Origin of the sequence: Changchengzhania lutea (assembly GCF_006974145.1) — a bacterium.
Classification (GTDB): Bacteria; Bacteroidota; Bacteroidia; order Flavobacteriales; family Flavobacteriaceae; genus Changchengzhania; species Changchengzhania lutea.
In genome coordinates, this window is sequence record NZ_CP039456.1 from 3,461,077 (window position 1) to 3,483,012 (window position 21,936).

At 34.4% G+C, this 21,936-nt stretch carries 18 protein-coding genes; 10 read left to right on the forward strand and 8 right to left on the reverse strand.

The genetic code is table 11. The annotated features are described in order from the left end of the window. Positions 1-108: 108 nt before the first annotated feature. Positions 109-381 carry a hypothetical protein gene (locus tag FAF07_RS15585; RefSeq protein ID WP_142785977.1) on the forward strand — a complete coding sequence of 91 codons (273 nt, stop codon included), beginning with the start codon at positions 109-111 and terminating at the stop codon, positions 379-381. A gap of 121 nt (positions 382-502) precedes the next feature. Here the strand turns inward: FAF07_RS15585 and FAF07_RS15590 are convergent, their stop codons facing one another. The 3 genes from FAF07_RS15590 to FAF07_RS15600 form a co-directional block, all read right to left on the reverse strand. Continuing rightward, complete coding sequence (locus tag FAF07_RS15590) at positions 503-1,285, reverse strand: S1/P1 nuclease (RefSeq protein ID WP_142785978.1); 783 nt, start codon at positions 1,283-1,285, stop codon at positions 503-505. Positions 1,286-1,378: 93 nt separating this feature from the next. Then, the gene (locus tag FAF07_RS15595) at positions 1,379-2,098 is read right to left on the reverse strand and encodes a LytR/AlgR family response regulator transcription factor (RefSeq protein ID WP_142785979.1); all 720 of its coding nucleotides are present in this window, start codon (positions 2,096-2,098) and stop codon (positions 1,379-1,381) included. 3 nt (positions 2,099-2,101) lie between these two features. After that, positions 2,102-3,154 (reverse strand): sensor histidine kinase, encoded by a 1,053-nt coding sequence (locus FAF07_RS15600; protein ID WP_142785980.1) that lies wholly within the window; start codon positions 3,152-3,154, stop codon positions 2,102-2,104. A 188-nt stretch (positions 3,155-3,342) separates the two neighbouring features. Here FAF07_RS15600 and FAF07_RS15605 point away from each other — a divergent pair, with 188 nt between their 5' ends. Continuing rightward, positions 3,343-3,735: a MotA/TolQ/ExbB proton channel family protein gene (locus tag FAF07_RS15605; protein ID WP_142785981.1), complete on the forward strand. Its 393-nt coding sequence runs from the start codon at positions 3,343-3,345 to the stop codon at positions 3,733-3,735. Positions 3,736-4,065: 330 nt separating this feature from the next. Here the strand turns inward: FAF07_RS15605 and FAF07_RS15610 are convergent, their stop codons facing one another. Further along, a complete protein-coding gene (locus tag FAF07_RS15610; RefSeq protein ID WP_142785982.1) occupies positions 4,066-5,877 on the reverse strand; it encodes a DUF7467 domain-containing protein in 1,812 nt (603 codons plus the stop codon). A 250-nt stretch (positions 5,878-6,127) separates the two neighbouring features. On the opposite strand from FAF07_RS15610, the gene FAF07_RS15615 reads away from it, so the two are divergent. Further along, the gene (locus FAF07_RS15615) at positions 6,128-7,150 is read left to right on the forward strand and encodes a threonine aldolase family protein (RefSeq protein WP_142785983.1); all 1,023 of its coding nucleotides are present in this window, start codon (positions 6,128-6,130) and stop codon (positions 7,148-7,150) included. A gap of 19 nt (positions 7,151-7,169) precedes the next feature. On the opposite strand, the gene FAF07_RS15620 is transcribed toward FAF07_RS15615, so the two are convergent. Further along, complete coding sequence (locus FAF07_RS15620) at positions 7,170-7,493, reverse strand: YbaB/EbfC family nucleoid-associated protein (RefSeq protein ID WP_142785984.1); 324 nt, start codon at positions 7,491-7,493, stop codon at positions 7,170-7,172. 79 nt (positions 7,494-7,572) lie between these two features. On the opposite strand from FAF07_RS15620, the gene FAF07_RS15625 reads away from it, so the two are divergent. The 3 genes from FAF07_RS15625 to FAF07_RS15635 all read left to right on the forward strand — a co-directional run bounded on the left by FAF07_RS15625 (position 7,573) and on the right by FAF07_RS15635 (position 12,270). Next, on the forward strand, positions 7,573-9,633 hold the full coding sequence (locus FAF07_RS15625; protein ID WP_246067724.1) for a S9 family peptidase: 2,061 nt from the start codon (positions 7,573-7,575) through the stop codon (positions 9,631-9,633). Between the two features lie 80 nt (positions 9,634-9,713). Beyond that, complete coding sequence (locus FAF07_RS15630; RefSeq protein ID WP_142785985.1) at positions 9,714-10,754, forward strand: PLP-dependent cysteine synthase family protein; 1,041 nt, start codon at positions 9,714-9,716, stop codon at positions 10,752-10,754. A 256-nt stretch (positions 10,755-11,010) separates the two neighbouring features. Then, positions 11,011-12,270: an aminotransferase class I/II-fold pyridoxal phosphate-dependent enzyme gene (locus FAF07_RS15635; RefSeq protein WP_142785986.1), complete on the forward strand. Its 1,260-nt coding sequence runs from the start codon at positions 11,011-11,013 to the stop codon at positions 12,268-12,270. Between the two features lie 52 nt (positions 12,271-12,322). On the opposite strand, the gene FAF07_RS15640 is transcribed toward FAF07_RS15635, so the two are convergent. Together FAF07_RS15640 and FAF07_RS15645 are read right to left on the reverse strand one after the other, a co-directional pair. Beyond that, complete coding sequence (locus FAF07_RS15640; protein WP_142785987.1) at positions 12,323-13,444, reverse strand: GTP cyclohydrolase; 1,122 nt, start codon at positions 13,442-13,444, stop codon at positions 12,323-12,325. 24 nt (positions 13,445-13,468) lie between these two features. Continuing rightward, complete coding sequence (locus tag FAF07_RS15645; protein WP_142785988.1) at positions 13,469-14,488, reverse strand: transporter; 1,020 nt, start codon at positions 14,486-14,488, stop codon at positions 13,469-13,471. A 156-nt stretch (positions 14,489-14,644) separates the two neighbouring features. On the opposite strand from FAF07_RS15645, the gene FAF07_RS15650 reads away from it, so the two are divergent. The 4 genes from FAF07_RS15650 to FAF07_RS15665 all read left to right on the forward strand — a co-directional run bounded on the left by FAF07_RS15650 (position 14,645) and on the right by FAF07_RS15665 (position 20,272). Then, entirely contained in the window at positions 14,645-14,920 is a 276-nt protein-coding gene (locus FAF07_RS15650; protein ID WP_142785989.1) for a DUF4834 family protein, read from the forward strand. 99 nt (positions 14,921-15,019) lie between these two features. Continuing rightward, positions 15,020-17,437 carry a YfhO family protein gene (locus tag FAF07_RS15655; protein WP_142785990.1) on the forward strand — a complete coding sequence of 806 codons (2,418 nt, stop codon included), beginning with the start codon at positions 15,020-15,022 and terminating at the stop codon, positions 17,435-17,437. A gap of 97 nt (positions 17,438-17,534) precedes the next feature. Beyond that, positions 17,535-18,815 (forward strand): glycosyltransferase, encoded by a 1,281-nt coding sequence (locus tag FAF07_RS15660; protein WP_142785991.1) that lies wholly within the window; start codon positions 17,535-17,537, stop codon positions 18,813-18,815. Beyond that, positions 18,815-20,272 (forward strand): lipopolysaccharide biosynthesis protein, encoded by a 1,458-nt coding sequence (locus FAF07_RS15665; RefSeq protein WP_142785992.1) that lies wholly within the window; start codon positions 18,815-18,817, stop codon positions 20,270-20,272. The genes FAF07_RS15660 and FAF07_RS15665 overlap by 1 nt, the downstream gene beginning before the upstream one ends. Before the next feature lie 100 nt (positions 20,273-20,372). On the opposite strand, the gene FAF07_RS15670 is transcribed toward FAF07_RS15665, so the two are convergent. Further along, positions 20,373-21,740: a hypothetical protein gene (locus tag FAF07_RS15670; protein WP_142785993.1), complete on the reverse strand. Its 1,368-nt coding sequence runs from the start codon at positions 21,738-21,740 to the stop codon at positions 20,373-20,375. Positions 21,741-21,936: the final 196 nt, after the last annotated feature.

Sequence of the window (21,936 nt, forward strand, 5' to 3'; positions counted from 1 at the left end):
ATGTTGAAGACATATTACTAAAACAACGCACTAGTAAACTAAAGCCTAATAAATTAACGTTTTGTTAACTTAATGTTGTAATTTGGTTGAAACCAACCAACCAAAATTTTGAAATTGCTAGTTTTTATGACCTTCATGCTCATAGGCATGGCGGGCATCTCTCAAAGTATCAAAATTCCAGATCAAAATTTTGAAAAAGCACTTATCGATTTAGGAATCGACAGTGACAAAAAAATCAATGGTCTTGTGTTAAGAAAGGATGTGCAATCTGTTGCTTTTCTGTATTTACGAAATAAAAATATTCGAAGCTTAAAAGGGATTGAAGCCTTTACGTCTCTAATTTCTTTAGATTGTAAAAAAACTATCCGTTGTCCAGGTTAGATACCTCAAACAATCTTTGCTTGTCCCAGTTGAGTGCCGATGTTCAGGATTTAAAGTCCAATCAAAGTAATATGGCGTTTCTAAATTGGCTAGATTAAGCCAGGTTTAAATGAGTTCATTATCAAAAGAGATCATTCAGAACTTTGGCTAAGCGAATGCCGGCAATTTGAAGCTGACTTCTAACCGTTTTAAAATGGTCGTAAGAGTAGCGGTATCTTAAATTTTCATCAGGTTGTGTAGACTTATAAACCTGTTTCGTTAATTGGTGCGTTTCGTTTACCCAATCTACAATACTTCCTGCTTGAATCGCTTTTACTTGTTTTTTACTTAGTACATCAGCATTTTCGGCGAGTTCGCTATAGCTCATATCAAATTCATCAATCATTTGGGAATCCCAAACACGATGTAAATTGGAATCTTTATAAAACCATTGAAGTTTAAAATCATTGCCACCTTTGTCTTCTTTTAAGCCCACATGCATGGGTTGGTGTAAATCACCAACTAGATGGATAAGCAGTTTTAAGTAAAAGGCCTTATCATCATCTGAAGCATTTTTATTGCGTATCACGCTTTTACAAAACTCAATACCCGTTACTAAATCACCTTGTGGATTTTTTTTAGAAGTTTCATAATTTTCATCCATTGGCATATTGATATAATGCCAAGTATAGTATTTATTATAGCGTTTATCTGACTTTATTTCATCGCCAAAGGTAGAAACGAAAGCCAAAGATTTCCGCTTTAAAAGTTTGGTTACTTCTCTTTTTGCTTTGCCACATAAATAGTTATCCGCTATTTTACCAACCACACGGTGTCCAGTTGCACCCCAAAAATCGTTTGGTGTTTCAGTGTTTTTTGGGATTAAAAAGAATAGTGAAATTAAAAAAATAGTAAGTGTTTTCATTTTACAAATTTATGAATTACTTATCGAGAATTGCACTAATTTTTATAGTTAATAAAAGTTTAATTTAGGAAAGTTCTATGGAAGTTATTATACTTATAAATAGGTTTCAAGAACTTGTAAAACGTCTTTTTTATAACTTCTACTAATAGTTAATGTGGTATTATGGATTGTTATTTCTTCGTTAGTGAATGATGAAATATGTTTTAATGCTATAATGTACGACCGATGGATTCTTAAAAATTTTTTAATCGGTAGTTTGGCTTCAATAGCGCTAATTGTTTCTCGGGTGACAATGGTTTCGTTGCTTAGGTGTATTTTAATATAATCGCTATAACTTTCAATGTAAATGACCGATTTAAAATCAATTTTTATCATGCGCCTATCTGCTCTAACAAACATAAAGTCGTTGCTGTCTGTTCCTAAACTTTCTGTGTGTTTAATATCTGTATGAATATCAAAATAGGTATTTACTGCTTTCAGCAATCTGTCAAACGAAATAGGTTTGAGTAAATAATCTACAGCCTGTAATTCGAAACCCTCCACTGCAAAATCGCGATAGGCCGTTGTAAAGATAATCTTCACCTCTTTATTAATAGACTTAGCAAAGGATATTCCAGATATTTCTGGCATGTTAATATCAAGGAAGACTAAGTCAACATCATGGTTTCTCAACACATTAAAAGCCTCAATAGCATTCGTGCAACTCGCCACGATTTTAATATTTGGTAGTTTTGATAAATGTGTCGCTATCACCTCTCTAGCAATAGTTTCGTCATCTACTATAATACACACTATGTCTTTGTTTTGTGGCATAAATTAAGCGGTATCAAGCTTTAAATTTACTTTAAAAATACCGTTTTCGTTATTAATGTCTAACAGGTATTGGTTTTTATATAACAAATCCAGTCGCTTTTTTATGTTTTCCAACCCAATGCCCTTTGCTGAAATATTATTGGTATTACTTGTGTTTTCAATTTCAAAATGAATGCTTTTATGATCACAAAACAAGTTTATGTCGATATTTAAAACACCGTTTTTAAGGCTCCCATGTTTAAAGCTATTTTCAATAAAAGGTAATAAAAGCATGGGCGCAATTTTTGTATTTTCTAAAACAGCATCCGTTTTAAAATGGATCTGTAGGGTGTCATTAAAACGCATTTTTTCTAACGCGATATAATCATTAATATGATGTATTTCATCGCTAAGTGCCACGAAAGGCTTATCAGCCTGATATAACAAATAATCTAACAGGTTAGAAAGCTTTAATATCATTTCGGGCGTTTCATCAGCTTTTTTTAGGGCAAATCCATACATGGTATTCAAGGTGTTAAACAGGAAATGCGGATGAATTTGCATTTTTAAATAATTCAGCTCTTGCTCTTTTAATTTAAGTTGGGTCTCTAAAATCTTGGTTTCAAGTTTTTTGGTTTCATCACTGTGCTTCAAATTCAGCTTTAAAATTTTAAATGCGCTAACTAATAGGACCACCATATACACGGCTACAGCAACAAAAATAAGGTTTCTGCTAATGGGTGCCATACCTTCATATTCGAAATTTGAGAGATAAACAAGTCCGTAGAGTACAGAAATAACAATAAGGTAAGCCGAAATGATTACCGTATACATGCTATATAAACCAAACAAATTATAGCGTTTGGTTATTAGATATTCAGGTATTAATTTATAGATAAATACATAGGTAACGGCAATGGTAATGGGCATTAAAAACAATGAGAAAGCCAGCACGTAATTAAAATCGCTACTGTCAAAACCAAAAAAGTAGGTGTAAAATAGCAAGACACCACACCAAAAAATCGTGTGCAGGATAATCTGTCCTAGTTTTTTTAAAATAAATCGCTTTGTAAACATCACTCGATATGAACTACAATAATACTATAAATTTAGAGCGCTTAAAGATTTTGTAGACGAATAACAGGTTTAACAATGGTTTTAACATCCTGTTGTTTTCATGGTAAAACAAGTCATCTGTCGCATTTTAATTTATACCATGTATTTTGGCTATATGTTTGTACCACGTTTAATTAAAACCATGAGTTATGTATGTATTTTCAATAATAGTTTTGAATCCTTTTGTAGACCGGTTTATGGAGGGCGGTCCCGTATTTATGTCCCTTATCCTAATATGCCTTTTACTAGCTTTAGTTTTTGTTGTAATGGGATTTGTTAACCTTAAGGAAGATGTTTTAAAATCGAAAAAGATGTCCAGATTAGCTTCAGATATTAGCATTTTAGGACTGGTGTTTGGTTTTTTAGCCTCTACCATAGGCATGATTTCTGCGTTTGATGCCATCGAATCCATTAGTTCTATAAGCCAAGGCATGATGGCTGGCGGACTTAAGGTCGCATTTTTAACCACTGTATTTGGATGTGTCACGTTTATTTTCCCAAGAATTGGCATCATTATATTAAAGGGCTTACAAAAAAGTTAATATGTTTTAGCGGTTCTTCATCAATCAATTCATCAATCCTAAAAATCTCTTTTTCATGTCATGTATTTGAAGTGGGGATTTTTTTGTTAATAACTGTTGGTAATTACGTACAGGTACGTATTGTTTTTTGGTAAGAAGATTCTAATTTAGCTTAGCGTCTATTATTAATTTGTTAAAATGAAGGCATTTTATTAGAATAACTTACTATCTAAACAAACTATAGTATTAAACAATAATCATATTCAGATTCTAAGTTAGAGTATTTATTGCCTAAAAAAGCCTGAAACAATATGTCTCAGGCTTTATATCTTTAAATGGAGTTATATTTTTTTACTCAATAGTGCACAACTCGCCACCTTCGCGACTTGCTCCACTTATAACTGTAAAGTCACCAAAAATAGCACCTGGCCCTATGGGAACAGAACAACTTGTGTGTATCTTTTGAGCTACTTCGCCATTTACGTAAATTGTAATTTCCGTTCCTAAGGTGCCTTTTTTATCATTACCAACAAAACTAAATGTTCCGCCAGCACTTACATCACCTTCAAAAACAATGGGGTTGATGTCTTCATCATTATCATGACCTTTTTTCTTTTTCTTTTTTTCTTTGGTTTTAACTATGATCGTAGCATCTTGGTCACCGTTATATTGTAATTCCAATTCGGTTACTTTACCTTCACATTCACTACAATCTTCACCAGGGGGTGTTTCCGCAGGACATAATTCGCCACCTTCTCTACTGGCGCCTGTTACAACCGTATAGTCACCAAATATAGCTCCTGGTCCTATTGGTTTAGAACAGCTCGTATGGATTTTTTCGTCTTCAGACCCATTTGCATAGATCGTGATTTCTGTTCCTAATGTCCCTTTGTCATCATTACCAACAAAACTAAATGTTTCACCAGGGTTTACTAAGCCTTCAAAAACAATTGAGCCTTCTTCTTTACCTTTGCCTTTTGTTTTAACTATTAAGTTAGCAGCTTCATCACCATTGTATTGTAATTCTAATTCTGTGACTTTACCTTCACAAGGCTGGCATTCTACTTCAGGACATTCAATACGGAAATTAAAATCAATAACATACAAACGAGCGCCTAGTTCTATAGAACTCCCACAAAGCGCACCACCGTTTCTGCTAGAACCAGCTGTTACAAGGAAATCTCCACCAACATAACCAGGTACTACTTTAGGATCAGAACAGCTTGTATGCATTCTAGTGTTTTCTACACCATTAACGTATACTGTAATTTCGGTTCCTAAAGTTCCTTTATCGTCCTGACCTGTGAATGAAAATTCATCACCTGGTTGCACTGTACCTTCAAAAGCGACTAGACCGTCTTTCTTTTGTACTACTTTAATTGTAGCGGCCGCACCACCATTATATTGTAACGTTAAAGCATTTAATTTACCATCACAATCATTACAATTGGTGGTGGTAGATTCATTTATTTCAGTTAAATATCCCCAAGTACTTAACCCAATGGCTCCAATATTAGAATCATAATTAGCACCACCTGGACCTATATGTGCTCCATAATTCATACCATCTGTATATGGATCAGGTCTTTGTTCTACTGCAAAAGTTCCTGTAGCAACACAGTCACCTTCAGCACTAATAATACTCCTTTGAGAATCTATAACATAAAATCGCATGTCCTCAGAATTTGAAGCATCACCAGCAGTCCCTTCTTTTTTATGTGCCCCTGGTATTCCATTTATCTCGGTAGTGCTCCACTCATCCCAAGACTTTTCATCCTTTAGCCAAACATCTACAGTTACAACACATCCTCCATTTACGGTTGTTCCGCTAATATTAGCGGTTCCATTTTCATATTCCGTAAAAACTAAGTTATTATCTGCATCAGAAGAGAAATAAGTTGATCGATCGAAATAATCTGTACCTCCGTTTTTTGACCACCAGAAATTGGCAGGCTGTTGTCTTGCTCCATACGGAGAACGATCTGCATCAATGACTATACATTCTCGGTATTTAACGTCATCATCATGTCCTTTTTTCTTTTTCTTCTTATCACTAGATGATGAGGACGTTAGCGTTCCTTCTTCTTGAACTTCCAAGAGTTCAGTTTGACATGAAAAGAATAAAAAACAAATTCCAATCATAATTAATACATGTTTCTTCATAATTTTTAAAAGTTAATTTATTGATTAATAGCTTTTCTATTATTAAATAATAGGTGATTACCCAGCAATAATATAAGATTGTAGGCCAAAGTCATAATATTTTAGCTAATCTTGAAAAATTATCGGTAAATGGTTTAAAGTCAGTTTTTTATCGATAATGTGATTTTAAAACAATAATACGATTGATAATTTCTCGATAATTATTTACATATTGCAAATTGAAATTTTTCTCATTGCCAAAAAATAAGGAATGACTATAGACCTAAGAAGTGACACCGTAACAAAACCAACAAAAGCGATGTTGGAAGCCATGATACAAGCTCCAGTTGGGGATGATGTGTTTAGAGAAGACCCCACAATCAATAAATTGGAAGATCGCATGGCACAAATGTTTGGTAAATCTTCGGCTTTATTTTTTCCTAGCGGCACCATGGCAAACCAATCAGCATTAAAGCTGCATACCAACCCTGGAGATCAAGTAATTTGCGATAAGTACGCGCATATTTATAATTATGAATCTGGTGGTGCTTCCTTTAATAGCGGAATCTCATGTAAACTAATTGATGGAGAACAAGGCAAATTCAAAGCAAATCAAGTATTGGAAGCTATTAATCCAGATGCCTATTATTACAGTAAAACGACTTTAGTTGAAATTGAAAACACCACCAATAAAGGCGGTGGGGCCTGTTGGGATTTTAATGAAATTTTAAAAATCAGAAAAATCTGTGATGATAATAATTTAGGATTTCATTTAGATGGCGCCCGTTTATGGAATGCATTGGTGGCCAAAAATGAAACGACATTGCAATATGGAAATGTATTTGACACGATATCAGTCTGTTTAAGTAAGGGACTCGGTTGCCCTATCGGTTCGGTTTTGATAGGAGATGACCCCATTATGCAGAATGCTATTAGAATCAGGAAAATATTTGGCGGAAACATGAGACAAGCTGGCTATTTAGCCGCTGCTGGTCTATATGCCCTAGATCATCATATTGAACGCCTTGCCGAAGACCATAAAAGAGCAAAGGAAATAGGGGATGTGTTAAATGATTTGTCCATCATAAAAACAGTAGAACCCATTGAAACCAACATTGTTATTTTTGAATTGCAAACGCATATTGATGAAACCATTTTCATCCGGAAATTAGCAGACAAAAATATTCGTATTATAGGTATGGGTGGCGGAAAATTAAGAATGGTTACCCATTTAGATTATACGAATATCATGCATGATAAATTACTGACTACTTTAAAACACCTAAATTATTAGTTTTACCAATAGCCAACAACTACTTAAACAAATCCATTCCAGGAATATTGGGCATGCCTTCTTTGGCAACCGCAGCTAATTCTGCTTCATTAATGCTAGTCGCTTTTTCAATAGCCTTATTTAAGGTTAATATCAAATAATCCTCTAATTGTTCCTTGTCTTCTAGTAAATCATCGTCAATACTTATGGATTTTATTTGCCTGTTAGCCGTAAGTGTGATTTTAAGTTTTTCGTCATTACTACTTTGGTCAACTAAAACCGTATCTAAACGCTTTTTTGTGTCTTCAACCTTTTGTTGGGTTTCTTTAAGTTTACCCATCATATTCATCATATCTCCAAACATAATATTATATTTTTTTAATCTCTACAAAGCTATTTAATTTTTCTATTTTTGAAGGCTTTAATGTGAAGAAAATAACGATTTGAAAAAAATAATTCAGGCTCCAAAGGCTACCAAGAAACCAAAAGAACTAAAAATTCATAACGATTTACGAATTGATAATTATTATTGGCTGAATGATAAGGATAATCCCGAGGTGATAGATTATCTAAACGCCGAAAATGATTATACCGAGTCTCTACTGGGGCATACGGAAGCGTTTCAGAAGGATTTGTTTGAAGAAATGAAAGGGAGGATTAAGGAAGATGATGCTACTGTTCCCTACAAACTCAATGGGTATTGGTATTTAACGCGTTATGAAAAAGGAAAGGACTATCCCATATACAGCCGAAAAAAAGAAAGCTTAACAGCACCCGAAGAAGTGTTGTTTGATTGTAACGAGATGGCAAAAAATCATGCCTATTTCAACTTAGGTGGTATCGCCATTAGTCCTGATAATACATTGGCTAGTTTTTCAACAGATACGGTGAGTAGACGTCAATATACTATTCAAATTAAAAATTTGGAAACGGGTGAAATCTATCCTGATAAAATAAAAAATACCACAGGAGCTTCAACATGGGCCAATGACAACAATACGCTCTTTTATACCATGAAGGACGACGTGACTTTACGATCTGAAAAGATATTAAAGCACAAATTGCACACCAATTCAAATGAGGATGTTGTTGTTTTTCACGAAGAGGACGAAACCTTCAACACCTTTGTTTATAAGACAAAGTCGAAGAAATTTATAGTCATTGGATCATCTAGTACTTTGAGTTCAGAATATCGAATTTTAAATGCCAATACGCCAGATGCCGATTTTAAAATCTTTCAGAAACGCACAAAAGATTTAGAATATAGTATTGCACATTACGATGATTCGTTTTACATCATTGCAAATGCTGATGGAGCTACTAATTTCAAGATTCTAAAAACCGATGAGCGGTTAACAGGAAAGAAATATTGGCAGGAATTTATGGCACACAGATCAGGGGTTCTTATTGAGGATATTGAAATTTTTAAGAATTACATGGTTGTGAACGAGCGTGAAAATGGTTTGAATAAACTACGCATCATGAGTTGTAATAAAAAAGAGGATTACTACCTGCCATTCAATTCAGAAACGTATACAGCCTATATCGGTAATAACCCAGATTTTGACAGTGATACGTTGCGGTATGGGTTTAATTCACTCACATCACCAAGTGCCGTATTGGAATATAATTTTAACACAAAAGCCACTGAGGTTAAAAAAGAACAAGAGGTTTTAGGAGGTAAATTCCAAAAAGAGCATTACACCTCAGAACGTATTTGGGCAACAGCCAGAGATGGTGTTAAAGTGCCAATATCTCTGGTTTATAAGAAATCCACAAAATTGGATGGAAGCAGCCCATTGCTGCAATATGCCTATGGATCTTACGGTTCAACCATAGACCCTTCGTTTTCGACCATCCGTTTGAGTCTATTGGATAGAGGGTTTATTTACGCGATAGCACATATTAGAGGCGGGGAGTACCTTGGACGCCATTGGTATGAAAAGGGAAAGTTGCTCACAAAGAAGAACACATTCACCGATTTTATTGATTGTTCAAAACACCTTATTAATTTAAAATACACGTCCACCAATCATCTATACGCTTATGGTGGTTCAGCAGGGGGTCTGTTAATGGGAGCCATTATCAATATGAATCCAGAATTATACCATGGTATTTTAGCGGCTGTACCTTTTGTTGATGTGGTTACAACCATGCTTGACGATACGATTCCTTTAACAACAGGGGAGTATGATGAGTGGGGAAACCCTAACAATAAAGAGTATTATGATTATATGAAATCCTATTCACCCTATGACAACGTAGTAGATAAAGATTATCCGCATATGCTTGTCACGACGGGTTTACATGATTCTCAAGTACAATATTGGGAACCTGTAAAATGGGTGGCTAAACTTCGTGATATGAAAACCGATTCCAATAAACTGTTATTACATACTGATATGGATTCAGGTCATGGTGGCGCTTCTGGACGTTTTGAAAGTTTAAAGGAAGTAGCCATGGAGTATGCGTTTTTACTAGATTTAGAAGGAATTAATGCGTAATAAAAAAAAATGTCTTATTTTTGCGAGGTTTTAAGTTGCAATTATTATTAGTAAATTATTGTAGCTTGTAATAAATATGTATGAAACATAAAAATCAAGTTTTTGATAATGTCTTGGATTTAGTAGGCAATACACCGCTTATTAAGCTTAACAAAATAGCTTCGGAATATAATGGTGATTTCTACGCTAAGGTAGAAGCCTTTAATCCGGGTCACTCTTCAAAAGACAGAATTGCGCTTTACATCATAGAACAGGCAGAAAAAAAAGGTATCCTATCTCCAGGTGATACGATTATAGAAACGACTTCTGGTAACACAGGGTTTAGTATTGCTATGGTGAGTATTATTAAGGGTTATAATTGCGTTTTAGCAGTGAGTTCAAAATCTTCTGCAGATAAAATTGACATGCTCAAAACAATGGGAGCCAAGGTGTATGTTTGTCCTGCTCACGTTAGTGCGGACGATCCTAGATCTTATTATCAGGTAGCAAAGCGTTTACATGAGGATATGAAAGGCTCTGTGTATATTAACCAATATTTCAATGAGCTAAACATTGATGCACATTATAAATCTACGGGCCCGGAAATTTGGAACCAAACAGAGGGAAAAATAACGCATTTAGTGGCGTGTAGTGGTACAGGTGGAACCATATCTGGAACCGCGAAGTACTTAAAGGAGCAAAATCCTGACATTAAAATTATTGGAGTTGATGCTTTCGGATCTGTGATTAAAAAATATCACGAAACTAGAGAGTTTGATGAAAAAGAAATATATCCGTATAGAATTGAAGGATTGGGTAAAAATCTGATTCCTTCTGCTACAGATTTTGATGTTATCGACGATTTTGTGAAGGTGACTGATGAGGATAGTGCACACACAGCTAGAGCTATCGCTAAATCTGAAGGTTTATTTGTAGGCTACACTTCGGGAGCTGCCATGCAAGCTATTAAGCAACTAGGTGAGCAAGATTACTTTAAAAAAGGAGATCATGTAGTCATCATTTTTCCTGACCATGGGTCACGCTACATGAGTAAAATTTATAGCGATAAATGGATGAACGAACAAGGCTTCTTTGATAGCATTAACGAGGCTGCTGCTGAAAATATTCAGTATATAAAATAGATATAAAACACACTATATAAAAGAGATAACAATTGTTAAAATAGCAATTTGTTATCTCTTTTTTTATTTTATAAATAATTGAGCGCCAAAAATTATGCTCAAACCATTTAAATATTTAATTTTGCACAACTAACTAAGGACTAAACGCTTTCATGAAATCCGCATAAACACGCCTATTTAGTGTTTATGTTTTTCCTAAAAAGCAACTACCTTACTGTAGTTATGTCTTAAAATAATAGCAATACATTTATAATAGATGAAAGATTTATTTGAGAAGATTTATAAAGATAAGGGACCATTAGGAAAATGGGCATCTCAAGCTGAGGGGTATTTTGTTTTTCCAAAATTAGAAGGAGAAATTTCTAATCGTATGAAATTTCAAGGAAAGGATGTCATTACTTGGAGTATCAATGATTATTTGGGATTGGCAAATCATCCTGAAGTTCGTAAAGTGGATGCTGAAGCGGCAGCACAATATGGTTCGGCTTACCCAATGGGAGCACGAATGATGTCCGGGCATACAGATTTGCATGAGAAACTTCAAAATGAGTTAGCGGCTTTCGTTAGTAAGGAGGCAGCATACTTATTAAATTTTGGCTACCAGGGTATTTTATCTACAATTGACGCTTTAGTTGGTAAGGATGATATTATCGTTTATGATGTTGATGCACATGCCTGTATTATTGATGGTGTTCGTTTGCACATGGGTAAGCGATTTACATATAAACATAACGATATTGTAAGTTTAGAGAAAAACCTAGAACGTGCTACAAAAATGGCAGAACAAACAGGAGGTGGTATTTTAGTCATCTCTGAAGGCGTTTTTGGAATGCGAGGCGAACAAGGTCGATTAAAAGAAATTGTTGACTTAAAAAAGAAATATAATTTCAGGTTTTTAGTTGATGATGCTCATGGTTTTGGGACATTGGGAAAAACTGGCGCTGGTGCAGGTGAGGAGCAAGGTGTTCAAGATGGTATTGATGTATATTTTGCAACATTTGCAAAATCAATGGCGAGTACCGGAGCCTTCATTGCTGCAGATCAAGAAATTATTGATTACTTAAAATATAATTTACGTTCGCAGATGTTTGCAAAATCTTTGCAAATGCAATTAACCGTAGGGGCTTTAAAGCGTTTAGAAATGCTTAAAACCATGCCAGAACTTAAAGAGAATCTTTGGAAAATTGTTAATGCCTTGCAATCTGGTTTAAAAGCACGTGGATTTGATATTGGAACTACACAAAGTTGTGTGACCCCAGTATATTTAAAAGGTAGTATTCCTGAGGCTATGGCTTTAGTTAGAGACCTGCGTGAAAATTATGGAATATTCTGTTCTATAGTGGTTTATCCTGTAATACCTAAAGGTTTAATTCTATTGAGAATGATACCTACAGCCACACATACCTTACAAGATGTTGAAGAAACTCTAGACGCTTTTGATGCGATTAGAGACCGATTGGACAACGGAACATACAAGCGTCTTTCAGCAGCAGTAATGGCGGCTATGGGCGAATAAGAATTTTATCAAATGCATAAAGAAAATCCGATTCATATGAATCGGATTTTCTTTATGCAATATCTTTTCGAAATGTTTTTCTGCGTTTGTAAACTACGGGAAAGAAATGTTTCCAAATTTGATGGATGGCCGTGTTATCTTCCAATTCTGGAGTTCGAAAGCATGTTTCAATACCTTTTTCTTTAAATTTGTTATAATACTCATTAAAGATAACTGCATGAACCCCTTTGTTTTGATAATCTGGGTGTATTCCTATTAAATAAAAAATAACGTCTTTACTATGTTTTTTGGCGTGCATGATATGGCTGAATCCAAATGGAAATAATTTGCCGTTAATTTTTTGCAAGGCTTTTGAGAAAGCAGGCATAACAATAGCAAAGCCAACCATATTGTCATTTTTGTCTACAACAAATTTGATGTATTCCGGGTTCACAAAACTTATAAACTTCTTTTTAAAGTATTCTTTTTGAACATCATTTATCGCTACAAAAGAGGATAGAGAGGCATAACTTTCGTTAAATAAATCAAACATTTTGTCAGCATAAGGCATGACCTCCTCCGTTTTAGTGAGTTTGAGCGCTTTAAGCTGGTAGCGTCTTTTGATGAGTTCTTGGGCTTTAAAAAAGAATTCTGGCTTTACATTTTCAAAGGGAAACTTGCTTTCTGAATAAGATTTTTCTACAACATATCCGGCTGCCTCATAATGCTTGACGTAATATGGATGGTTGTACCACGTAACCATTGGAGCTATAGAGTCAAAACCTTCTGTCATCACGCCGACTTTGTCTAAATTAGAAAAGCCAACAGGTCCTTCTGTAAAATCTAAATTATGGGCTTTACCAATTTTTTCGATTTCTTTAAAAAGAGCTTGCGATACACTTAAATCATCAACAAAATCAAACCAACCAAAACGCATTTTTTTTTGATTCTGGTTCTTTACTTCTAGCCAGTTGATTATGGCAGCAATTCTTCCAACAATTTCATTGCCTTTATAGGCTAAAAACAAACGGGCATCAGCATCGTTAAATACAGGGTTTTCTTTTTTACTGAATGTTTTCATTTCCTGACTGATAATAGGAGGAACCCAGTATTTTGAATCTTTGTAAAGTTTAAAAGGAAATTTTACAAAGGCTTTTAAATCCCTTTTGGATTTAACTTCTTCTATTTTAATCATATAACTGCTAAGAGATTTGATTGGTTAGTCATCAAAATCATTGTCTTTTCTTTTTCTTTTTTTCTTTGTGTCGCCATCTTGTGAAAGATCATCATCACTTTTTCGTTTTCTTTTTTTTGATTTCGATTGTTTTTTGCCATCTAATTCAAAGGGATTTGAGCCTTTTTCCACCTTATCTTTATGAAAATCCAGACGATAAGACATGCCAAAATTAACACTTAATACCGACGGCGTATCTTTCGTGTTGAAAGTAAGCGCCGTATCTAATTGAAAATCTTGCCCCCATAAATAAGCGCCCCCAAATCTAAATAAATTATCTGCGTAAAAATCGCTTTGGATGCCTTGAGTTTCACCAAAAATAACCCACTTAGGGCTAAAGGAATGTGTTAATGTTAAAATATACTGAAAGTCCGATTGATCTGTACCAATTCTATCTTTAATTAAATTCATAACAAAAACCCAACCGCCAGCAAAATTATTTTGAGTGGCAACCATCACCTTAGGACTAAAACCTTCAATAGCCGGAGCGGTATAAGGATTATCCTTAGTATCATAATTCCCTCCAACATAGACGGCTACTGCAGGAATTAAAGAACTCCATTTAAAGCTATGGTTGGCTTTCCAGCTATATAAGTTGGGTTTATCGTTCTCTGGACTTTTGTACGGATCGTAAACTAAGTATTTTGCGCCAACTGCAATGGTTTTGAAATTTGAACGTTTATCTTCTGCTGAAAGGTTAGAAGAAAAGGTCTTTGTATCATTCTGGTAGGTTCCTTCAATATTTAACTCCAACTGTTCAAAAAATAAACCATAACGTACTGCAAAATCGGCTCCAAAACCAGAAACTTCATAAGGAATAGCGGGTGTTCGTTCTTCTTTTATTATATATGGTCCCACTTCAAATTGGGCAACACCGGTACCTACGGAAAACGCACTACGCGATACACCTGGTCTATTAGAATTTATAACATCGGTGTATTGGCTAAAGGCATTTGTAGCCATTAAACTCATTAATACAATTAAGGTAGATTTGATTGGGTTCATAGTCAACATATTGTATCATTATCTATTAAAGCGAACTAATTCGATTATTAAACACCTTTTTAAAGGTTCTCAAATATAGATATTTTATACTTTTTTTATCATTTTTGAGCGTTTTTTAAATTTTTAGATTTGTATTTTTACAAAAAAAATAGATTTATGCTACAATATGCATCTGTAACTGGATTTGTTAGAACTATTCTTATTCTTCTTCTAGTTTATTTTGGTATTAAAATTTTGGCTAGGTTATTTACACCTTTTCTTGTGAAATTTGTCGCCAAAAAAGCGGAACAGCGCTTTGGTGGCCAATTTCAAGGGCAATCTAAACCCAAACAGCCTATGAACGAGGGGGAAGTGACCATTGATAAAGTGCCAAAAACAAAGGCTTCTAATAAAAATGTTGGCGATTACGTGGATTACGAAGAAATTGAATAAGCCATACATCAATTAAATTAGTTTATAATCGGGATAGCTATTCTACAAGGATTAAAAAATTATGATTATTTTCACAATCATGGTTTCTAAAATATTTTCATGCAATTTTCAATAAAAAAAGTGCTTCCGCATTTATTAGTTCTAGTAGGGTTTGTCATCTTGTCATTGGCCTATTTTAGTCCTGTTTTGCAGGGTAAAAAAATTGATCAAAGCGATATTAGACAATACATTGGAATGTCTAAATTGCAAAAGGACTTTAAAGCTCAAACTGGTAAAGAAACCTATTGGACAGACAGTGCTTTTTCTGGCATGCCCACTTATCAACTTGGCGCAAAATATCCACATAATTACATTAAAAAACTAGATTTATCGCTTCGTTTTTTACCAAGACCTGCAGACTATTTATTTCTATATTTGCTGAGTTTCTATATTTTATTGCTGGTTTTAAAAGTCGATTTCAAATTAGCGGCTTTAGGCGCTTTGGCTTTCGGATTTTCAACCTATCTAATTATTATTTTGGGCGTCGGCCATAATAGCAAAGCCCATGCGATAGCATATATGCCCTTGGTTTTAAGCGGAATTCTGCTAGTTTTTCAGAAAAAGTATATTTCAGGATTTCTATTAACTTGTGTTGCCATGGCTTTAGAGCTTGTCGCCAATCATTTTCAAATGACCTATTATTTAATGTTTTTGGTCATAGTAGTTGGCATTGTATATTTAATTGATGCTTATAGAAAGAAGGTGTTGCCACATTATTTTAAGTCCGTTGGTATTTTAATGACAGCTGTTTTGCTTTCAATAGCTCTAAATGCAACAAATATCTTGGCTACTAACGAGTATGTAAAAGAGAGTAAACGAAGTAAAAGTGAACTCACCATAAATCCTGATGGTTCACCAAAAGAAATAACTTCTGGTTTAGATAGGGATTATATCACGCAGTTTAGTTACGGTATTGCTGAAACTTTTAACCTGTTCATCCCTCGATTTATGGGAGGAGGTAATGGGGAGAACCTTGGCAAAGATTCGGCGACCTACGACGCTTTTAGAAAACTGGGAGCAACCACCACCCAAGCACTGGAAGAGTCTAAGCGTGCGCCTATGTATTGGGGAGACCAACCCATAGTTGAAGCCCCCGCTTATGTTGGATCCGTAATCTTATTTCTTTTTGTATTTGCGCTGTTTTTGGTTAAAGGCAGATTAAAATGGTGGATTGTGGGTGGAACTATACTATCATTGTTGCTATCCTACGGAAAGAACTTCGGGATATTAACAGACTTTTTTATAGATTATGTCCCGTTGTATAACAAATTTAGAGCGGTAAGCTCCATTCAGGTCATTTTAGAATTATGTATCCCGTTATTGGCAATTTTTGGTTTGGTCAGATTGTTCAATGATTTTGAGAAAACTGAAGAAAAAATAAAGGCTTTAAAATATGCCGTAGGAATAACAGGTGGAATTGCGGTAATCTTTTTATTATTTAAAACATCGTTATTTGATTTCGTTGGTGTTAGCGATGGCTTTTATCGTCAAAATTACGGACAGGATTTTGTTGATGCCTTAAAGTCTGATAGACAATCCATTTTCACGTCAGATACCCTAAGAAGTTTAGCATTAGTCTTACTTTCCGCAGGAGTAGTCTTCGGTTTCTTAAAAGGTAAATTAAAAGAAACTGCCGTTGTTTTGCTTTTTGCAGCCCTTATCTTATTTGATTTAGTAGGTGTTGATAAACGTTATGTGAATAATGATGATTTTGTTTCGGCCATAAAAGTGAATAAACCATTTCAAGCCAATGCCGTTGACCAAGAAATTTTAAAAGACACCACTTATTATAGGGTTTTCGACTTAGTGTCGGGGCCATCAAAGCCATCCTATTTCCATAAGTCATTAAACGGTTATAATGCAGCAGAATTAAAAAATTACAGTGAAATATTCGATTTTTATATTTCTAGAAATAATATGAACGTTTTAAATATGCTTAATACCAAGTATATTATTGCTCAAGATGAAAAAGGGACTATGTTTCCTTATGTGAATGAAGAAGCCAACGGAAATGCATGGCTAGTAAAGCATCTTAAAGTGGTAGAAACTGCCAATGATGAAATTTTAGCTTTAGATAGTTTAGATAATAAACATACGGCGCTTATTCGAAAGGATCTGTTTAATAACGAAAAGTTAAAATCCAACTACCAATTGGATTCTTTGGCGACAATTAATTTAGTAGAGCATCAGCCGAATTATCTTAAATATAAAAGCACGAATGCTAAGGACGGATTTGCTGTATTTTCTGAAATTCACTATGGTAACGGCTGGAAAACATATATAGATGGCAACAAAACGGATCATCTTAGGGTGAATTATACATTAAGAGGCATGCAGATACCGAAAGGAAATCATACCATAGAATTTAGGTTTGATCCTGATGTTGTGAAAACAGGAAGTACTATCGCGTTGGCGAGTTCGGTATTGTTTGGACTATTACTTCTGGCAGGATTGCTTTTTGAATTTAAGAAGAAGTAGCCGAGTATTGATGTGCACTCCAATAATTATCGAGAAGGGATTTATTATAAAATAACTTTCCATTGGAGCATGTTGCTCCTTTGAAAGCATGATAAAAATGGCAAAAAAAAAAGTACTCATTGTTACCTATTATTGGCCTCCCGCTGGAGGTCCGGGAGTACAGCGCTGGCTAAAATTCGTTAAATATTTACCAGAGTTTAACATTCATCCTGTGGTGTATGTGCCTGAAAATCCAACGTATCCCATAGTAGACAAAAGTCTTCAATCTGAAATACCGAATGAAGTTACTGTTATAAAACAGCCTATTAAAGAACCTTATAAACTGGCCAAATTTTTATCAAAAAAATCATCAAAAACCATTAGTAAGGGTATTATTTCAGAGCGCAAGAAGCAAGGTTTTTTTGAAAAAGCCTTGTTATTTATCCGTGGTAACTTCTTTATTCCAGATGCACGTATCGCTTGGGTAAAACCATCCATCGCATATCTTTCCGAATATATTAAAAATGAAAATATTCAAACCGTAATTACAACGGGTCCTCCACACAGCCTGCATTTAATAGGATTAGGGCTTAAGCGCAGACTTGATATCAAATGGATAGCAGACTTTAGAGATCCATGGACTACCATTGGCTATCATAAAAAATTAAAACTTGCCAAGCGCAATCAAAAGCAACATAAGCTACTGGAACACGAGGTGCTAAATAGCGCAGATACCGTGATTGTAACCAGTGCTGTGACAAAAAAGGAATTTCAAAGAATCACATCAAAACCGATACAGGTTATTACAAATGGTTATGATGTTTCACTAAATTTACAACTTCCTTTAGATTCTAAATTTACATTATCCCATATTGGATCTCTTTTATCAGGAAGAAACCCAAAAATATTATGGCAGGTTTTGAAAGAACTGATTGAAGAGCAACGGGATTTTTCTAACGACTTTCAATTGAATCTGGTGGGTGTTGTTAGTCACGATGTTCTTAATACCATGAAAGAATATAATTTAACTAATCATATAAATGAGGTGGATTATATATCTCACAAAGAGTCTATTATGTTTCAAAAAAAATCACAAGTATTGCTTCTTATTGAAATTGATTCAGAAGACACATCTTGCATCATTCCAGGTAAGTTGTTTGAGTATATGGTTTCTAACAGACCTATTATTGCTTTAGGGCCAAAAGGTTCTGATGTGGCGAATATTTTGAAAGAGACCAATACCGGGAACTACTTTTTTTATGATGATTATGCGTCGTTAAAATCCACTATATTTGATCACTATCAAGCTTATAAAGAAAGTAAATTACAGTCACACCCGATTGGTTTGCAAAAATATAGTAGAAAATCGCTCACCGAATCCTTATCTAAACTTATATAATGGGCATTGTAATTGCACAATCATTCAAAAACACGGTAACTACCTACACGGGTTTTGTTATTGGCGCAATTAACACCTTATTTCTTTATACCGAATTTCTTTCAGATGAATATTACGGTTTGGTTGGTTATGTGCTATCTACCGCAAATATTATGATGCCACTTATGGCTTTTGGAGTCCATAATACTTTAGTAAAGTTTTATTCTACTTTTAAAACGCGGGTTTCTGTAAACAGCTTTTTAACGCTTATGTTGTTTTTGCCTTTATTAATTATCATTCCTGTAAGTCTTATCGGTTACACTGCCTATGGTACCATTGCCGATTTTTTAGCCAAGGAAAACCCCATTATTAAAGGCTATTTGTGGCACATAATTATTACTGCTGCAGCTTTGGCGTATTTTGAAGTATTTTTTGCCTGGGCCAAAGTGCAAATGCAAACGGTGTTTGGTAATTTTATGAAAGAAGTGTTTCATAGAGTAGGAGTAACAGTTCTTTTGTTTTGTGTTTTTTATAACTTTATAGATGTGCATCAATTCATTCAAGGCTTGGTTGGGGTTTATGTGATTAGAATGTTGGTGATGATGCTTTATGGCTTTAGTATCAAACTACCTTTGATAACGCTTAAAAGGGTGCCAGGTCTACATGATATTTTAAAATATTCGTCGTTAATAATTTTAGCAGGATCTATTGCCACTATTTTTTTGGATATTGATAAGTTTATGCTAGGGTTCTACATCCCTATTGAGGAAGTGGCCTACTACAATGTTGCCATTTTTATAGCTACAGTAATTGCAGTTCCGCAGCGGTCCATGCATCAAATTTTATTACCGCTTTCAGCAGAATTGCTAAATAATAAAGATTATAAAGGCTTAAAAGAACTGTATCAAAAAAGTTCGCTGAATCTATTTATTGTAAGCGGTTTTATCTTCTTACTTATTGTTCTTAATATTAACCAGCTATACGAGATTATTCCTGAAGAATTTAGTTACGGTATTTTTGTTGTTTTCGTTATCAGTCTCGCTAAACTGTATGACGCTATTTTAGGTAACAATAATGCCATTTTATTTAATAGTGATTATTATAGGGTGGTGCTTATGTTAGGGCTTGTACTTGTGTTAATAACCATAGTTTTGAATATTGTTTTTATTCCGCTTTATGGTCTGAATGGAGCGGCTTTTGCCACGTTTTTGGCTATTTTTATTTATAATACCATAAAACTGATATTTATTAAAAAGAAATTCAGCATGCTGCCCTTTAGTAATGCGACATTTAAAGTAGGAGGGGTGATTATATTGAGTTTTGTATTGTTCTATTTTTGGGATTTTTCGTTTAACCCCATTTTGAATATCATCATTAAATCTGTATTAATAGCTGCGTTATACGGATTCATTGTGTATTACTTTAAATTTTCAGAAGATGTTTCAAAAATTATAAATAGAATTTTAAATAGGAATTAATACCAATTTCATTTTGTAATTGGTACAAAAGAGAAAACCCCACGATGCTGCTTTGAGGCATACATGTCGCGGGGCTTTCCAAACTAACCAACCAAACTTTTTATGATCGTCTCTTTCTTGAAGTCGATTTTATATTTTTACTAGATTTACTTCTACTTTTTGTGGCCTGTGGTCTGTTTTGCGTTTTTCTAGATACAGTTCGTTGTGCTGTTCTAGGTTTGCTAGGTGCAGATCTTTGGGTAACTTGCTTCGGCGATCTAGTACTATTACTTTTATTGTATGTACGTTGATTTGAGCTGTTCGGTTTACGTGTAACCGCTTTTCTATCTCTACTAACGTTATTGGTACGGTTGCCATTCGTTTGAGGTCTAGAATTTTTATTTACAGTTCTTTGATTTCTATTCGTATTGTCAACACGTGTATTTGGTCTAGCACCTCTTTTAGCAATAGCTTTATTATCTCTTCGGTTAATAGTTCTATTGCCTGTTTGAGAGTTTTGTCTTGCACTTCTATTTATAGTATTGTTATTACCGCGCTTTTGTACATTTCTATTTCCATCAGTTCTGCTAACATTTCTATTTCCATCAGCTCTATTAACAGTTCTACCAGCATCGTTTCTAGATACTTTTCTGTTAGATATAGCATTGTCTCTTCTTACATTTCTTGACTGTGCTATATGTCTTCTAGAGCTTGCTTGTTTATTAATACGTGTTCTATTTTTTGAGCTTCTATTAACTGTAGCATAACCTCTATTCTTTTGAATTTTATAACCTCTTCTGCTAGCAACAGATGTTCGTGGTCTGTAATTGTTATAGAAAGGTCTATTGTAAACATAACGTACCGGGTTGTAGTATTGTCTGTAAGGTCTATTAAATACCACACGGAAATTAATTGATGGTATACTGTAATAATTATGCCATGGTCTGTAGATATATCCTCTGTTGTATACGTTTATAAAGCCAGAATGGTGAGAATACCTGTTATACCTATCGTAATGCACATATAAACCACCTACACGAGATACATACCCGTAGTTATTGTAATTAATGTTTACATTTCCAGCTTGGGAAATACGCCCATAATAGTCATAATAAATAGGAGTATTTTCAATTTGAATAATAGCGCCGAACTCATCATACTGCACATAAGCATTATAATCATAACCTGAGTTAAAACTCAAATTTAAGTTTGGTGAGCCTACGGAAACATTTACGTTAGGGCCGTATTGTTGCATCACAAAATCAAACTGTCCATCGGGGAAAACCGAAAATTCAATACCGTCTTCAACAAATATGAAAGAATTCCCATAACCTCTGTTAAATGTCGTTGTTGCATTTGTTTCGGTTTTGGTTGTCGTTGCGTTAACAGTATATCCTGTAAGGACTAAACCTGCTAATAAAAATATAAATTTTTTACTCACGCCATTTAATTTGTTTAAGTGTTCGCGAAATTTATTTGAAATTTTCATAATTGTGAGTTTTAATACTGAACTAGATCCAGTGATTCGTTTTCAGCTAGGTAATTACAAACAGCGTGCCAAAAAACCTGAATGAGGTTTAACTGACTGAAAATCAATATAAAATAATTAATTTTGGATTTTACACTACCTAAAATGTATAATACTCTATAGAAGAACATTTTCGAATTGACGAATTTCTAAAATA

What these genes read in the sequence shown, in the direction of transcription:
- FAF07_RS15590 (WP_142785978.1), bottom strand. Translation starts at nt 1,285, where the DNA reads ATGAAAACACTTACTATTTTTTTAATTTCACTATTCTTTTTAATCCCA.
- FAF07_RS15595 (WP_142785979.1), bottom strand. Translation starts at nt 2,098, where the DNA reads ATGCCACAAAACAAAGACATAGTGTGTATTATAGTAGATGACGAAACT.
- FAF07_RS15600 (WP_142785980.1), bottom strand. Translation starts at nt 3,154, where the DNA reads ATGTTTACAAAGCGATTTATTTTAAAAAAACTAGGACAGATTATCCTG.
- FAF07_RS15605 (WP_142785981.1), top strand. Translation starts at nt 3,343, where the DNA reads ATGTATGTATTTTCAATAATAGTTTTGAATCCTTTTGTAGACCGGTTT.
- FAF07_RS15610 (WP_142785982.1), bottom strand. Translation starts at nt 5,877, where the DNA reads ATGAAGAAACATGTATTAATTATGATTGGAATTTGTTTTTTATTCTTT.
- FAF07_RS15615 (WP_142785983.1), top strand. Translation starts at nt 6,128, where the DNA reads ATGACTATAGACCTAAGAAGTGACACCGTAACAAAACCAACAAAAGCG.
- FAF07_RS15620 (WP_142785984.1), bottom strand. Translation starts at nt 7,493, where the DNA reads ATGTTTGGAGATATGATGAATATGATGGGTAAACTTAAAGAAACCCAA.
- FAF07_RS15630 (WP_142785985.1), top strand. Translation starts at nt 9,714, where the DNA reads ATGAAACATAAAAATCAAGTTTTTGATAATGTCTTGGATTTAGTAGGC.
- FAF07_RS15635 (WP_142785986.1), top strand. Translation starts at nt 11,011, where the DNA reads ATGAAAGATTTATTTGAGAAGATTTATAAAGATAAGGGACCATTAGGA.
- FAF07_RS15640 (WP_142785987.1), bottom strand. Translation starts at nt 13,444, where the DNA reads ATGATTAAAATAGAAGAAGTTAAATCCAAAAGGGATTTAAAAGCCTTT.
- FAF07_RS15645 (WP_142785988.1), bottom strand. Translation starts at nt 14,488, where the DNA reads ATGAACCCAATCAAATCTACCTTAATTGTATTAATGAGTTTAATGGCT.
- FAF07_RS15650 (WP_142785989.1), top strand. Translation starts at nt 14,645, where the DNA reads ATGCTACAATATGCATCTGTAACTGGATTTGTTAGAACTATTCTTATT.
- FAF07_RS15655 (WP_142785990.1), top strand. Translation starts at nt 15,020, where the DNA reads ATGCAATTTTCAATAAAAAAAGTGCTTCCGCATTTATTAGTTCTAGTA.
- FAF07_RS15660 (WP_142785991.1), top strand. Translation starts at nt 17,535, where the DNA reads ATGGCAAAAAAAAAAGTACTCATTGTTACCTATTATTGGCCTCCCGCT.
- FAF07_RS15665 (WP_142785992.1), top strand. Translation starts at nt 18,815, where the DNA reads ATGGGCATTGTAATTGCACAATCATTCAAAAACACGGTAACTACCTAC.
- FAF07_RS15670 (WP_142785993.1), bottom strand. Translation starts at nt 21,740, where the DNA reads ATGAAAATTTCAAATAAATTTCGCGAACACTTAAACAAATTAAATGGC.